This window comes from Cupriavidus sp. TMH.W2, assembly GCF_050847365.1.
GTDB lineage: Bacteria > Pseudomonadota > Gammaproteobacteria > Burkholderiales > Burkholderiaceae > Cupriavidus.
Genome location: NZ_CP193792.1, coordinates 1,688,236 through 1,703,527, shown reverse-complemented (window position 1 = coordinate 1,703,527; position 15,292 = coordinate 1,688,236). Strand labels below are relative to the sequence as shown.

General features: G+C 66.6%; 12 protein-coding genes. 9 read left to right on the top strand and 3 right to left on the bottom strand.

The window, feature by feature from the left end:
• Window positions 1-6: 6 nt before the first annotated feature.
• Window positions 7-1,227 carry an HD-GYP domain-containing protein gene (locus ACREYQ_RS07805; protein WP_432260166.1) on the bottom strand — a complete coding sequence of 407 codons (1,221 nt, stop codon included), beginning with the start codon at window positions 1,225-1,227 and terminating at the stop codon, window positions 7-9.
• 224 nt (window positions 1,228-1,451) lie between these two features.
• On the opposite strand from ACREYQ_RS07805, the gene ACREYQ_RS07800 reads away from it, so the two are divergent.
• Both ACREYQ_RS07800 and ACREYQ_RS07795 read left to right on the top strand, forming a co-directional pair.
• Entirely contained in the window at window positions 1,452-1,745 is a 294-nt protein-coding gene (locus tag ACREYQ_RS07800) for a putative quinol monooxygenase (RefSeq protein ID WP_010812104.1), read from the top strand.
• Window positions 1,746-1,875: 130 nt separating this feature from the next.
• Entirely contained in the window at window positions 1,876-2,877 is a 1,002-nt protein-coding gene (locus ACREYQ_RS07795; protein ID WP_432260165.1) for a cysteine synthase A, read from the top strand.
• 14 nt (window positions 2,878-2,891) lie between these two features.
• Here ACREYQ_RS07795 and prpR read toward each other — a convergent pair whose 3' ends face one another.
• Entirely contained in the window at window positions 2,892-4,853 is a 1,962-nt protein-coding gene (gene prpR / locus ACREYQ_RS07790) for a propionate catabolism operon regulatory protein PrpR (protein WP_432260164.1), read from the bottom strand.
• A gap of 281 nt (window positions 4,854-5,134) precedes the next feature.
• Between prpR and prpB the strand changes: the two genes are divergently transcribed.
• From prpB to ACREYQ_RS07760, 6 genes are all read left to right on the top strand, one after another.
• Entirely contained in the window at window positions 5,135-6,043 is a 909-nt protein-coding gene (prpB, locus tag ACREYQ_RS07785) for a methylisocitrate lyase (protein WP_432260163.1), read from the top strand.
• Window positions 6,044-6,130: 87 nt separating this feature from the next.
• Window positions 6,131-7,288 carry a bifunctional 2-methylcitrate synthase/citrate synthase gene (gene prpC, locus ACREYQ_RS07780; RefSeq protein WP_432260162.1) on the top strand — a complete coding sequence of 386 codons (1,158 nt, stop codon included), beginning with the start codon at window positions 6,131-6,133 and terminating at the stop codon, window positions 7,286-7,288.
• Between the two features lie 121 nt (window positions 7,289-7,409).
• On the top strand, window positions 7,410-10,022 hold the full coding sequence (gene acnD, locus ACREYQ_RS07775; protein WP_432260161.1) for a Fe/S-dependent 2-methylisocitrate dehydratase AcnD: 2,613 nt from the start codon (window positions 7,410-7,412) through the stop codon (window positions 10,020-10,022).
• 60 nt (window positions 10,023-10,082) lie between these two features.
• Window positions 10,083-11,273: a 2-methylaconitate cis-trans isomerase PrpF gene (gene prpF, locus ACREYQ_RS07770; RefSeq protein WP_432260160.1), complete on the top strand. Its 1,191-nt coding sequence runs from the start codon at window positions 10,083-10,085 to the stop codon at window positions 11,271-11,273.
• 26 nt (window positions 11,274-11,299) lie between these two features.
• Complete coding sequence (locus tag ACREYQ_RS07765; protein ID WP_432260159.1) at window positions 11,300-12,754, top strand: bifunctional 2-methylcitrate dehydratase/aconitate hydratase; 1,455 nt, start codon at window positions 11,300-11,302, stop codon at window positions 12,752-12,754.
• A 227-nt stretch (window positions 12,755-12,981) separates the two neighbouring features.
• Window positions 12,982-14,106 (top strand): asparaginase, encoded by a 1,125-nt coding sequence (locus tag ACREYQ_RS07760; protein ID WP_432260158.1) that lies wholly within the window; start codon window positions 12,982-12,984, stop codon window positions 14,104-14,106.
• Between the two features lie 300 nt (window positions 14,107-14,406).
• Here ACREYQ_RS07760 and ACREYQ_RS07755 read toward each other — a convergent pair whose 3' ends face one another.
• Complete coding sequence (locus ACREYQ_RS07755) at window positions 14,407-14,877, bottom strand: PaaI family thioesterase (RefSeq protein WP_432260157.1); 471 nt, start codon at window positions 14,875-14,877, stop codon at window positions 14,407-14,409.
• 208 nt (window positions 14,878-15,085) lie between these two features.
• Here ACREYQ_RS07755 and ACREYQ_RS07750 point away from each other — a divergent pair, with 208 nt between their 5' ends.
• A complete protein-coding gene (locus ACREYQ_RS07750) occupies window positions 15,086-15,268 on the top strand; it encodes a type II toxin-antitoxin system HicA family toxin (protein ID WP_432260156.1) in 183 nt (60 codons plus the stop codon).
• Window positions 15,269-15,292 lie beyond the last annotated feature (24 nt).

The following is a 15,292-nucleotide window of genomic DNA, read 5'->3' as shown; positions in this document are numbered from 1 at the left end:
ACAGCGTCAGGCCGCCGTGGCATACATCTCCATCAACTGCTCATCCGCGTACCCCCAGTCAGCGGCATTCTCGAACGCCACCACCGTTTCGTCGCTGTGGCGCAGGTCGATCAGTTCAGTAGGTACTGTCCTGGACTGCGAGACGGAATAAAACGCCATCACCTTCGGCCGCAGCGGATCGGCCTCGTTCTGCGCGCAGACCACCGCCAGCCGGTTGGAGCGCAGGCGCAGCACGGTGCCGAGCGGGTAGATGCCGACGGTGCGGCTGAAGGCCTTGAACACGCGCCGGTCGAACAGGGTGTCGACGCGCACGGCCATGTATTCCATGGCGCGGGCCGGCGACCACGGCTGGTGGCCGGGGCGGCTGCAAGTCAGCGAATCATAGGCATCGCAGATCGCGGCAATCTTGGCGTGCACGCTCAGCTCGCGCCCTGCCAGGCCGTAGGGGAAGCCGCGCCCGTCGACGCGCTCGTGGTGGTGGACGCAGACATCGAGCGGAATATTGGAATAGAGCCGGGCCTCGTTCAGGATGCGGTAGCCGGCCGACGGATGCCGGCGGTAGATCTCCTCTTCCGCGGGGGTGCGTTCGCTGGCCCTGCGCACGATGCCTTCCGGCAGCGTCAGCTTGCCGATGTCGTGGACCAGGCCGGCCAGGCCGAGCTCGCGCACCTCGTCATCCGGCAGGCTCAGCGTGCGTCCGACGGCGATCATCAGTGCGCAGACCGCGAAGGCGTGCAGGTAGTTGTCGTCGCCGCGCGCCTTGAGCCGCGCCAGCGCCAGCAGTGCCTGCCCATGGCGCGACAGCGAGCGCGAGGCGGAGTCGACCAGCAGCAGCGCGCCGCTGACCTCCAGCGCGCGGCCCATGCGGATATCGGTGAACATCGAGCCGATCACGGCCTTGCCCGACTGCAGCAGCTCGCGGGCACAGACGATCTCGGCTTCAAGTGTGGCGGCGGGCGGCGGCGCCGTGTCTGCTTCGACGAGGGGCAGCATCGGGATGGCTCCGGCTGCTTCCGGCCCTTCCGGGGTTTCCGGCGCTGGCACATTGCGGCCCTTCAGGATGTCGATCCAGACCTCCTGCACCCCCGCCGACAGTATTTGCCGAACCTGGTCCTCGCTGGCGAGCAGGAACCGGGCGCGCCAGAACGGATGGTTGATCCACGGACCGCCCAGCCTGGCGACGAACATCCCGACCTGCAGTTGCTCCGACCGAATGCGTCTCAACATGCGTTACCCCCGGATGATGGTTTTCTAGTGTTCGCCACGGATATCGGCAGCCGCCGGCATAACTTGAGGAGGCATTGCACTGGGAGGAACCGTGCCGCGGGCCTTGTCAAGCGCCCCCGGAATGCCCGGACGGCGCCGTCGGGCTTTGCCGGCGGGGCGCTTGCCGGCGCTACAATGCCCTGCCCAGTGCTCACCAGACGCCAGCCAGTCGCCCCCGTTCACCCATGTCCGGAACGTACACGCTAGTCGGCATCGCCCGTGCCAAGACCCACCGCCGCGAGGCGCTGGTATCCCAGCTCACCACGCTGCGCTCGCGCGGGCTGACCGAGCCCGGCTGCCTGGACTACCACGTCGGGCAGGACGCGGAGGATGCGCGGGTCTTTGTGATTTACATGGTCTGGGACTCCAAGCGCGCGCTCGAATCCCACCTGAACCGGCCCTATATGCGCGATTTCCACGCCTCGCGCGCGGACTTTGTCGAGGGCGACTTCAGCTTCCGCTGGCTCAACGCAGCCTGATCGCCGGGGCGCCATCCCGGTCACTTCTGCCCTCCGCCGTCCTCCTCCGCGCCTCCCCCGGCTTGTCATTCCCGCTTCACCGATCTATCACTCAATGTGACGCCCGCTGCGGGCGCAGCGGGAGTGCATCATGGAAGTCAGGGATGGATTTGCCGGCACCATCGGCCACACGCCGCTGATCCGGCTGGCCGGCCTGAGCGCCGAAACCGGCTGCGACATCTACGGCAAGGCGGAATTCCTCAATCCGGGCGGTTCGGTCAAGGACCGCGCGGCGCTCTATATCATTCGCGATGCCGAGCGGCGCGGGCTGCTGAAGCCAGGCGGCACGGTGATCGAGGGCACCGCCGGCAACACCGGCATCGGCCTGGCCCACCTGTGCGCGGCGCGCGGCTACCGCTGCATCGTGGTGATCCCCGACACGCAATCGCCGGAAAAGATGGAACGGCTGCGCATGCTCGGCGCGGAGGTGCGCGCGGTGCCCGCCAAGCCCTACGCCGACCCGGACAACTACCAGAAGATTGCCGGCCGCCTGGCCGACCAGACCGATAACGCAATCTGGGCCAATCAGTTCGACAACCTGGCCAACCGCCAGGCCCACTATGAGACCACCGGCCCCGAGATCTGGCACGCCACCGCCGGGCATATCGATGCCTTCACCTGCTCCACCGGCACGGGTGGCTCGCTGGCGGGCATCGCCCGCTGCCTGAAGGAACACAAGCCGGCTGTGCGCATCGTGCTGGCCGACCCGCACGGCAGCGGCCTGTACCACTTCGTCAAGCACCGCGAGGTCAAGGCGGAAGGCAGTTCGATCACCGAAGGCATCGGCTCCAGCCGGGTTACCGCCAACCTGCAGGACACACCCATCGACGATGCCGTGCGCATCGACGACCAGACCTGCGTGGACATGGTCTACCGGCTGCTGCGTGAGGAAGGACTGTTCGTGGGCGGATCGTCCGGCATCAACGTCGGCGCCGCGGTGGCGCTGGCGCGCGAGATGGGGCCGGGGCACACCATCGTCACGCTGCTGTGCGACCGCGGCGACCTGTATATGGGGCGGCTGTTCAATGAGGCCTGGCTGGAAAGCAAGGGGCTGCAGCCGATACCCTTCCGCCGCGCCGGCCCCGCCGGCTAACCGCGAACGGGTTCTTATGCTGCCTTGAGCCGCCGCCACAACGTGGTCGGGCTGATGCCGAGGATATGACAGGCGGCGGTCCGGTCGCCGCCGCACTCCTCCAGCACGCGCCGGATATGGTCGACTTCGCTGGATTGCTTCACGCGCGCCAGCGAGCGGCGGGCCCGTGCGGCAGGCGCCGGCCCGGCATCCTGCCCGGCCGCAGGCTGCGCGCCATCGCCAAACAGCTCAGGCGCCGCGGCCAGCAGTTCTCGCTGCAGGGCAGCGTTTTCCAGCCGGCGCCCCGCTACCAGCACCGCGATCCGCTCGGTCACGTTCTCCAGTTCGCGGATATTGCCGGGCCAGCGGTAGCGCCCCAGCCGCGCGCGTGCGGCAGCTGGCAGGCGCTGCGGGCGCTCCAGGCCCAGGCGCTCCTGCGCGCGCCGGTACAGCAGCTCGACCAGTTCCGGCAGGTCTTCGGCGCGCTCGCGCAGCGGCGGCATCTCGATGCGCAGGATGTTGAGGCGGTAGTACAGGTCCTGCCGGAAGCTGCCATCGCGCACCATCCCCGTCAGGTCGCGGTGGGTGGCGGCGATCACGCGCACGTTGACCGGCACGGCATCGAGCCCGCCGATCGGCAGCACCTGCTTTTCCTGCAGCACGCGCAGCAGGCGCGTCTGCAGCGCGGGCGGCATGTCGCCCACCTCGTCGAGGAACAGCGTGCCGTTGTGGGCCGACTCGAACAGGCCGGCCTTGCCGCCGCGGCGCGCACCGGTAAAGGCGCCCTCTTCATAGCCGAACAGCTCGCTTTCCAGCAATGCCTCGGGAAACGCCGCGCAATTGACCGCCACGAACGGGAAGGCGCGGCGCGGGCTGGCGTCGTGCATGCCCTGCGCCAGCACTTCCTTGCCGGTGCCGCTCTCGCCCCCGATCAGCACGGTTGAGTCCACCACGGCGTAGCGCCGCGCCAGTTCGCGCAGTTCGGTCATGGCCGCGGAGGTGCCCGCGAGGTCGTCCAGGCTGTAGCGCACGCCCGCCGGCCGCGTCCGGGCACGCGAGCGCAGGTTGCGGTCCACGCGCTGGATCGCGCTGGCATCCTGAATGGTCAGCACCGCGCCGGCGGTGCCGGCCTCGCCGATGATGGGAATGCGGTTGACCACCACCATCTTGTCGCCGAGCTTGTGGATCGCTTCCAGCTCCTTGTCGCCGCTCTGCATCACGCCTTCGAGCGCCAGGTTGGGCGCCAGCGTCTGCAGCTTGCGCCCGACCGCCGCGGTGGCCGAAGTGCCGAGAAAACGCTCCATCGCCGGATTGAACGACTGGATGCGCCCTTCCGCGTCCACCGCCGCGACGCCTTCGTTCAGATGCGCCAGGATGGTATTGACGTAGTCGCGCCGGGTGGCCTCGATGCGGCGCAGGCGCGCGGCCTCGATCGCGTCTTCCAGCGCCATGCGCACCGAGTTGCCGGAGTACAGGAACACGCCGGTCAGGCCATAGCGGTCGGCCAGGTCCGTCACCAGGCCGGGGCCGACCACTACCTGGATGCCCTCCTGCTTGAGCGCCTTCACGCGCGCAACGGCATCGTCCTCCGTCAGATAGGTATAGGCCGGAACCGACAGCGAAAACGCGCGCACGAATTCATCCACCTCGGCATAGGTCGACGCGTGCGTGACCAGCGCCACCCGCGGTGAAATGCGCCGCGCCGTGGCCAGCGCACTCATCACGTCAAAGCCGGTGACCTTGACCAGCACCACCGGCACGTCAACGTGCTGGCGCAGATAGGCGCCGTTGGAGCCGCCCGCCACCACCACGTCGAGCCGGCCCTCGCGCACCTCGCGCGACACAGCGCTGGCGGCGGCCTCGAAACCCTTGCCGACAATGCGGAATTCAGCCCGGTCGGCGTAGGCCGGGATCAGGTCGGCAAAGGCGCGCGCCAGGCGGCTGATGCCGATGGCCCAGATGCGCGGGCGGCCTTGCGTGGAAACGGGAGGAGCCATGGTGCAATGCAGGAAGAAAGCGTGGTGAAACCCGGAACGAACAGGCGTACAGTGCTGGCACATTGTCCGTCACGCAGCGCCGGATTTCAACTTTGAAATCCAAATTTGTGAGATTGAAATTCAATTGCGCTGAAAGCACTACATGAAACAAGTGGCGAGGCCAGCCGCCCTGCCCCTCAACCCAGTGCTGACAAGGGTTAGCGGGTTTTTCTGGCACCCGCCAAGAGGCTTGGCACACCCCTTGCAGTATCAGGATCGTCCTGTTCACCAACGCATACGCCATGACCTACTCCGCTTCCGACCTCGCCCGCTCCGCTGGCGCCCGTTTCCGCCAGGCGCTTGCCGACGAGCATCCGCTGCAGGTGGTCGGCACCATCAACGCCAACCATGCCCTGCTGGCCAAGCGTGCCGGCTACCGGGCCATTTACCTGTCGGGCGGCGGCGTTGCGGCCGGCTCGCTGGGCCTGCCGGACCTGGGCATCTCGAACCTGGACGACGTGCTGACTGATGTCCGCCGCATCACCGACGTGTGCGACACGCCGCTGCTGGTGGACGTCGACACCGGCTTCGGCGCCTCGGCCTTCAACGTGGCCCGCACCACCAAGTCGCTGATCAAGTTCGGCGCGGCAGCCATGCACATCGAGGACCAGGTCGGCGCCAAGCGCTGCGGCCACCGTCCCAACAAGGAAATCGTCAGCCAGGGTGAAATGGTCGACCGCATCAAGGCCGCCGTCGACGCCCGCACCGACGAGAATTTCGTCATCATGGCCCGCACCGACGCGCTTGCCGTGGAAGGCCTGGACCAGGCCATCGAGCGCGCGGTGGCGTGCGTGGAAGCCGGCGCCGACGCCATCTTCCCGGAAGCCATGACCGACCTGGCCATGTACCGCAAGTTCGTCGCTGCGGTGAAGGTGCCGGTGCTGGCCAACATCACCGAATTCGGCTCGACCCCGCTGTTCACCACCGAGGAACTCGGCGGCGCCGGCGTGTCGATGGTGCTGTACCCGCTGTCGGCCTTCCGCGCCATGAACAAGGCGGCGGAAAATGTCTACGCGGCCATCCGCCGCGACGGCACGCAAAAGAACGTGGTCGATACCATGCAGACCCGCGTCGAGCTCTACGAGAGCATCGGCTACTATGACTTCGAGCAGAAGCTTGACGCGCTCTTCGCACAAGGCAAGGGCAAGTAAGCAAGAATCACGCGCGGCCGGGCTATGTCCCGGCCGTTTGCACGACAACAGACAGGCAATACCAGGCATCACATCAAGGAGACCCAGATGTCCGAAGCGCAACCGCTCGTCACGCCCAAGCCCAAGAAATCCGTCGCCCTGTCGGGCGTGACCGCCGGCAATACCGCGCTGTGCACCGTCGGCCGCACCGGCAATGACCTGCACTACCGCGGCTACGACATCCTCGACATCGCCGAGACCTGCGAGTTCGAGGAAATCGCCCACCTGCTGGTGCACGGCAAGCTGCCGACCAAATCCGAACTGGCCGCCTACAAGGCCAAGCTCAAGAGCCTGCGCGGCCTGCCCGCCAACGTCAAGGCCGCACTGGAATGGGTGCCCGCCAGCGCCCACCCGATGGACGTGATGCGCACCGGCGTGTCGGTGCTGGGCACCGTGCTGCCGGAGAAGGAAGACCACAACACCCCGGGCGCGCGCGATATCGCCGACCGCCTGATGGCCAGCCTCGGCTCGATGCTGCTGTACTGGTACCACTACAGCCACAACGGCCGCCGTATTGAAGTGGAAACCGACGATGACTCCATCGGCGGCCACTTCCTGCACCTGCTGCACGGCGAGAAGCCGTCGGCGCTGTGGGAGCGCGCCATGAACACGTCGCTCAACCTGTATGCCGAGCATGAGTTCAACGCCTCGACCTTCGCCGCGCGCGTGATCGCCGGCACGGGCTCGGACATGTACTCGTCGATCGCCGGCGCCATCGGCGCGCTGCGCGGCCCCAAGCACGGCGGCGCCAATGAAGTCGCGTTCGAGATCCAGAAGCGCTACGACAACCCGGATGAAGCGCAGGCCGACATCACCCGCCGCGTCGAGAACAAGGAAGTCGTGATCGGCTTCGGCCACCCGGTGTACACCACCGGCGACCCGCGCAACCAGGTGATCAAGGAAGTGGCGAAGAAGCTGTCGAAGGACGCCGGCTCGATGAAGATGTTCGACATCGCCGAGCGCCTGGAAACGGTGATGTGGGACATCAAGAAGATGTTCCCGAACCTGGACTGGTTCAGCGCGGTGAGCTACCACATGATGGGCGTGCCGACGGCGATGTTCACCCCGCTGTTCGTGATCTCGCGCACCTCGGGCTGGGCCGCGCACATCATCGAGCAGCGCATCGACAACAAGATCATCCGCCCGAGCGCCAACTACACCGGTCCGGAGAACCTGAAGTTCGTGCCGCTGAAGGATCGCAAGTAAAGCCGGCTGCCGGTTTGCTCCGCGTCGGGTTGCATTGATCCGGGCCTGCGGGCAAGGGGTAGTTGGTCGCTGACACGGGACCACTACCCCTTTTTCATACCAATACTGATTTCCCTACACCATGAATTCTGCAAACCGCAAACCGCTACCGGGCACCAAGCTGGATTACTTTGACGCGCGCGCCGCAGTCGAGGCAATCCAGCCGGGTGCCTACGACAAGCTGCCGTACACGTCGCGCGTGCTGGCAGAAAACCTGGTGCGCCGCTGCGACCCCGCGACGCTGACGGACTCGCTCAAGCAGCTGATCGAACGCAAGCGCGAGCTGGACTTCCCGTGGTTCCCGGCGCGCGTGGTGTGCCATGACATCCTGGGCCAGACCGCGCTGGTGGACCTGGCCGGCCTGCGCGACGCCATTGCCGACCAGGGCGGCGACCCCGCCAAGGTCAACCCCGTGGTACCGGTGCAGCTGATCGTCGACCACTCGCTGGCGGTCGAGTGCGGCGGCTTCGATCCCGATGCCTTCGCCAAGAACCGCGCCATCGAAGACCGCCGCAACGAAGACCGTTTTCATTTCATCGACTGGACCAAGCTGGCGTTCAAGAACGTCGACGTGATCCCGCCGGGCAACGGCATCATGCACCAGATCAACCTGGAGAAGATGTCCCCGGTGATCCACGCTGACAACGGCGTGGCCTACCCCGATACCTGCGTCGGCACCGACAGCCACACCCCGCACGTGGACGCGCTGGGCGTGATCGCCATCGGCGTGGGCGGCCTGGAAGCCGAGAACGTGATGCTCGGCCGCGCCTCGTGGATGCGCCTGCCGGATATCGTCGGCGTGGAGCTGACCGGCAAGCGCCAGCCCGGCATCACCGCCACCGACATCGTGCTGGCCCTGACCGAATTCCTGCGCAAGGAAAAAGTGGTCGGCGCCTACCTGGAGTTCCGTGGCGAAGGCGCCTCGAGCCTGACGCTCGGCGACCGCGCCACCATCTCCAACATGGCCCCCGAATACGGCGCCACCGCGGCGATGTTCTTTATCGACGAGCAGACCATCGACTATCTGCGCCTGACCGGCCGCACCGACGAGCAGCTCAAGCTGGTCGAGACGTATGCCAAGGCCGCCGGCCTGTGGGCCGATTCGCTGAAGCACGCCGAATATGAGCGCGTGCTGACGTTCGACCTGTCGAGCGTGGTGCGCAACATGGCCGGCCCGTCCAACCCGCACAAGCGCCTGCCGACCTCGGCGCTGGCCGAGCGCGGCATCGCCGTGGACCTGGACAAGGCCCGCGCGCAGGAAGCCGAAGGCCTGATGCCGGACGGCGCGGTCATCATCGCCGCCATCACCAGCTGCACCAACACCAGCAACCCGCGCAACGTGATTGCCGCCGCACTGCTGGCGCGCAATGCCAACGCGCGTGGCCTGGCCCGCAAGCCGTGGGTCAAGTCGTCGCTGGCGCCCGGCTCGAAGGCGGTCGAGCTCTACCTGGAAGAAGCGAACCTGCTGCCGGACCTGGAGAAGCTCGGCTTCGGCATCGTCGCCTTTGCCTGCACCACCTGCAACGGCATGTCCGGCGCGCTGGACCCGAAGATCCAGCAAGAGATCATCGACCGCGACCTGTACGCGACGGCGGTGCTGTCCGGCAACCGCAACTTCGACGGCCGCATCCACCCGTACGCCAAGCAGGCCTTCCTGGCCTCGCCGCCGCTGGTGGTGGCTTACGCCATCGCCGGCACCATCCGCTTCGATATCGAGAAGGATGTGCTGGGCACCGACCAGGACGGCAAGCCGGTCTACCTGAAGGACATCTGGCCGAGCGACGAAGAGATTGACGCGATCGTGGCGAAGAGCGTCAAGCCCGAGCAGTTCCGCAAGGTCTACGAGCCGATGTTCGCCATCACCGCGGCCAGCGGCGAGTCCGTCAGCCCGCTGTACGACTGGCGCCCGCAGAGCACCTATATCCGCCGCCCGCCGTACTGGGAAGGCGCGCTGGCCGGCGAGCGCACGCTCAAGGCGCTGCGTCCGCTGGCGGTGCTGGGCGACAACATCACCACCGACCACCTGTCGCCGTCCAACGCCATCCTGCTCAACAGTGCTGCGGGTGAGTACCTGGCCAAGATGGGCCTGCCGGAAGAGGATTTCAACTCGTACGCCACGCACCGCGGCGACCACCTGACCGCGCAGCGCGCCACCTTTGCCAACCCGACCCTGATCAACGAGATGGCCGTGGTCGACGGCCAGGTCAAGAAGGGTTCGCTGGCGCGCATCGAGCCCGAAGGCAAGGTCGTGCGCATGTGGGAAGCCATCGAGACCTACATGGACCGCAAGCAGCCGCTGATCATCATCGCCGGCGCGGACTATGGCCAGGGCTCGTCGCGCGACTGGGCCGCCAAGGGCGTGCGCCTGGCCGGCGTGGAAGTGATCGTCGCCGAGGGCTTCGAGCGCATCCACCGCACCAACCTGATCGGCATGGGCGTGCTGCCGCTGGAGTTCAAGCCGGGCGTGAACCGCCTGACCCTGGGCCTGGACGGCACCGAGACCTATGACGTGATCGGCGAGCGCCAGCCGCGCGCCACGCTGACGCTGGTGGTCAACCGCAACAACGGCGAGCGCGTCGAGGTGCCGGTGACCTGCCGCCTCGACAGCGACGAGGAAGTGTCAATCTACGAAGCCGGCGGCGTGCTGCAGCGCTTCGCGCAGGACTTCCTTGAGTCGTCGCGGGCAACTGCATAAGCTGTGACAAAGGCCCGGGCGGCAAGCTTGCTGCCCGGGCCAACCAGGACAAAGATTTCCATGGCTCACGTACCCCAGATCAAGATTCCCGCCACCTATATCCGTGGCGGCACCAGCAAAGGCGTGTTCTTCCGCCTCCAGGATTTGCCGGAAGCGGCACAAGTGCCAGGCAAGGCCCGCGACGCGCTGCTGATGCGCGTGATCGGCAGCCCCGACCCCTATGGCAAGCAGATCGACGGCATGGGCGCGGCCACGTCCAGCACCAGCAAGACCGTCATCGTGTCCAAAAGCAGCCGGCCCGACCATGATGTCGACTACCTGTTCGGCCAGGTCTCGATCGACCAGCCCTTTGTCGACTGGAGCGGCAACTGCGGCAACCTGTCGGCAGCGGTCGGCCCCTTTGCCATCAGCGCCGGCCTGGTAGATGCCAGCCGCATCCCGCACAACGGCGTGGCCGTGGTGCGCATCTGGCAGGCCAATATCGGCAAGACCATCATCGGCCATGTGCCCGTCACCAACGGCGAAGTGCAGGAGACCGGCGATTTCGAGCTGGACGGCGTGACCTTCCCGGCCGCCGAGGTGCAGCTTGAGTTCATGGACCCGGCCGCCGAGGAAGAAGGCGCAGGCGGCGCGATGTTCCCCACCGGCAACGTGGTCGACGACCTCGAAGTGCCGGGGGTGGGCACGCTCAAGGCCACCATGATCAACGCCGGCATCCCGACCATCTTCGTCAACGCCGAGAGCATCGGCTACACCGGCACCGAACTGCAGGACGCCATCAACAGCGATGCCAAGGCGCTGGCGATGTTCGAGACCATCCGCGCCTACGGCGCGCTGCGCATGGGCCTGATCAAGGACGTGGACGAGGCCGCCAAGCGCCAGCACACGCCCAAGGTGGCCTTTGTCGCCAAACCGGCCGACTACGTTGCCTCCAGCGGCAAGAAGGTGGCCGCGGCCGACGTGGACCTGCTGGTGCGCGCGCTGTCGATGGGCAAGCTGCACCACGCCATGATGGGCACGGCGGCGGTGGCGATCGGCACGGCCGCGGCCATCCCCGGCACGCTGGTCAACCTGGCTGCCGGCGGCGGCGAGCGCAAGGCGGTGCGTTTCGGGCATCCGTCCGGCACGCTGCGAGTGGGCGCCGAGGCGCAGAAGATTGATGGCGAATGGGTGGTCAAGAAAGCCATCATGAGCCGCAGCGCGCGCGTGCTGATGGAAGGCTGGGTGCGCGTGCCCGGCGACGCGTTCTGACCTGAGCCGCAACCGCGAGGCCGACCATGTCCACCGACACGCCGTCCGCGCAACGCCCCGGTCCGGACCAGGTGCTGGTCGACATTGTCGACTATGTCACCCGGTACGAGATCAAGAGCGGCCTCGCCTACGACACCGCCCGCAACTGCCTGATCGACACGCTCGGTTGCGGGCTCGAAGCCCTGTCCTACCCGGCCTGCACCAAGCTGCTCGGGCCCATCGTCCCCGGAACGATCGTGCCCAATGGCGCGCGCGTGCCGGGCACCCAGTTCCAGCTCGATCCGGTACAGGCCGCGTTCAACATCGGCGCGATGATCCGCTGGCTGGATTTCAATGACACCTGGCTCGCGGCTGAATGGGGCCATCCGTCGGACAACCTCGGCGGCATCCTGGCCACCGCCGACTGGATCTCGCGCAACAATGTCGCCACCGGACGCAAGCCGCTGACGATGAAGGCAGTGCTGGCGGCGACGATCAAGGCGCACGAGATCCAGGGCTGCATCGCACTGGAGAACTCGTTCAACAAGGTCGGGCTGGACCACGTGGTGCTGGTCAAGGTGGCCTCCACCGCCGTCGTTGCGCAGATGCTGGGCCTCACGCGCGACGAGATCCTCAATGCGGTGTCGCTGGCCTGGGTCGATGGCCAGAGCCTGCGCACCTATCGCCACGCCCCCAACACCGGCAGCCGCAAGAGCTGGGCCGCGGGCGACGCCACCAGCCGCGCGGTGCGGCTGGCGCTGATCGCCCGCACCGGCGAAATGGGCTATCCGTCCGTGCTGACGGCAAAGACCTGGGGCTTCTATGACGTGCTGTTCAAGGGGCAGCCGTTCCGCTTCCAGCGGCCGTACGGCTCCTACGTGATGGAGAACATCCTGTTCAAGATCTCGTACCCGGCCGAGTTCCACGCACAGACCGCGGTGGAATCAGCGATGCAGCTGCACGGCGCGCTGGCGCTCGCGGGGCGCAGCGCGGCCGATATCGCCGCGATCACCATCCGCACTCACGAAGCCTGCCTGCGCATCATCGACAAGACCGGCCCGCTCAGCAACCCGGCGGACCGCGACCACTGCATCCAGTACATGGTGGCGGTGCCGCTGCTGTTCGGCCGCCTGACCGCCGCCGACTATGAAGACAACGTTGCGGCCGACCCGCGCATCGACGCGCTGCGCGGCAAGATCACCTGTGTGGAAGACCCCGCCCTGACGCGCGACTACCACGACCCCGACAAGCGTTCGATCGCCAATGCGCTGACCGTGACGCTGGCCGACGGCACCGTGCTGGACGAGGTGCTGGTCGAATACCCGCTCGGGCACAAGCGCCGCCGCGCCGAGGGCATCCCGCTGCTGGTCGAGAAATTCCGCACCAACCTCGCCCGCCGCTTTCCGCCGAAGCAGCAGGCAGCCATCCTTGCCGTGTCGCTGGACCAGGCCCGGCTGGAGGCGGTACCGGTCAACGAGTACCTGGATATGTATGCGATTTGAGTTATCGCCTCGCCGCTTTCATGCCAAATCGGCATAACCCGTGCGGCGCCCCTCCCGCGCCAATTTCTCCTCACGTATAGTCTCTGCCGCTGCCTGAACGGGATCTGCAACACAGGCCCCGTTGCCGGCAGCCACCGACTGAACACGGACAGCACCATTCCACCCACAAGGTATGTGATGCCGGTTCCAGTACGGGCCACACGTTCGTATAAATACCGAGGAGAATCATGAAACACATCGCCCGCGTCACCACGCTGGCCGCCGCCCTGCTGTCGGCGAGCCTGATCACCGGCACCGCCCACGCGCAGCTCGCGCCCGCTGCACAAGTTTCCACCGTACCCGCCACGGCCACGGCCGAAGCCCGCAAGGCCAACATCGTCATCATCGGCACCGGCGGCACCATTGCCGGCGCCGGCGCATCGGCAACCAACACCGCGGCCTACCAGTCCGCCGTGGTGCCGGTCGACAAGATCATCGCCTCGGTGCCCGAGATCTCCAAGGTTGCCAACGTCAAGGGCGAGCAGATCTTCCAGATCGGCTCGGAGAGCTTCAACAACGAGCGCCTGCTGAAGCTGGGCAAGCGCGTGTCGGAGCTGCTCAAGCAGCCGGACGTGGACGGCATCGTCATCACGCATGGCACCGACACCATCGAGGAAACCGCCTACTTCCTGAACCTGACGCTCAAGAGCGACAAGCCGGTGGTGGTGGTGGGCTCGATGCGTCCGGGCACCGCGCTGGGCGCCGACGGCTCGCTGAACCTGTACGACGCCGTACTGGTCGCGTCCAACCCGGCGTCCAGGGGCAAGGGCACGCTGGCCGTGCTGAACGACGAGATCCACACCGGCCGCGACGTCACCAAGAGCAACACCTTCAAGACCGAGACCTTCCGCTCGCCGTTCGGCCCGCTGGGCTACGTGGTCGAAGGCCGCACGCTGTTCTACCGCCTGCCGGCGCGCCCGCACACGCTGCAGACGCAGTGGGACATCGACAAGATCGACAAGCTGCCGGAAGTGGCGGTGGTCTACGCCTACGGCAATGCCAACCCGGCCAGCATCGACGCCGCCGTGAAGAACGGCGCCAAGGCCATCATCTACGCCGCCACCGGCAACGGCAGCGTCGGCGACTACATGGTCGAGCCGCTCAAGGCCGCGCGCGCCAAGGGCGTGCAGATCGTGCGCGCCTCGCGCACCGGCAGCGGCGTGGTGGTGCGCAACGCCGAGCAGCCCGACGACAAGTACGACTGGATCGTCACCGACGACCAGCTGCCGCAGAAGGCCCGCATCCTGATGGCGCTGGCGCTGACGCAGACCAGCGACGCCAAGACGCTGCAGCAGGTCTTCTGGAAGTACTGATCCTGCCCTGAACCGGACCGGTGCGCGTTTGCGCCGGTCCGTGCCACGGCGCTCGCCGTGGCCGGCATCACCGTTCAGGCGGCTGCGCTCGATCCGGTCGATGGCGCCTGCGGCCTCGATGGCACTGGATTCTGCTGCGCCGCTTCAGGCCCATGCTGCATCGAATTCCTCCAGGAGGCCGCCCTCTGTCTGCGGGCAGATCGCGCCAGTGTACTGGCGCGCTTGGGTGTGGACGTAAATTTCCGGCGGTTAATTGCGTTTAATGAGTTTGTGAACGGCGCACCAGGCGCCGCACCGGCATCAGAGCATCGCGCTGCTCAGCAATGCCTTGGCCACCAGCACGTCCTCATCCGGCGCTTCGGCGTACACCGAGACATCCGTCACCACCTGGCGGCGGCCACGCCTGACCACCATCGCAACCGCCCGTAGCGCGGCCCCCTGCGCCGGCGCGAGGTACTGGATCGACAACGAACTGGTCGCCCCACCCTTCACCTCATCGGCACTGGCACCAGATGCCGCCGCGGCTGCGCCGGCGATATCGATCAGCGTGGCGATGACGCCTCCATGCACGATGCTGCCGTGGGTCACATTGGTCGGCAGGAACGGCATCTCCAGCTCTACGTGGTCGGCCGCCAGGCTCGCCAGCCGCACGCCAAGGGCGCGCGCCACCGGGGAACCGATCAGGACGTTGTCGACCATGGCGCGAATGCGGGGGTCGACGGCGGCTTCGCGGTCGTGCTGGAGGGGCAAGGCGGAAATGGCTTGGGGCATGGCTGGCTCCGGTCTGTGCGAGGTCATGCAAGAAGCATATTGGGCTGGCAGCGCCATGCTCAATTACTCGCCGGGTAGTTGTGACTTGCCCAGATATTTAAGGGGATTGTCATTCACATGAACAGCCAGATGACGCACCTTTGCACACACGAATACACATCGGATTGACCAACTCACGTCCGATGTGTATAAATACACACGGCAAACGATGCGATCTTCCAAACTGATTCGGATTCTTGAGCAAGATGGCTGGACGCTCGCCCGTACTACCGGCAGCCATCACCACTTCAAACATCCTGAAAAGCGAGGACTTGTCACGGTTCCACATCCTAAGCAAGACCTGCCCACGGGGACGCTCCAGAGCATCCTCAAGGCTGCCGGCTTGCGATAGCTCGCTGTTCTCCCAACCCACCAC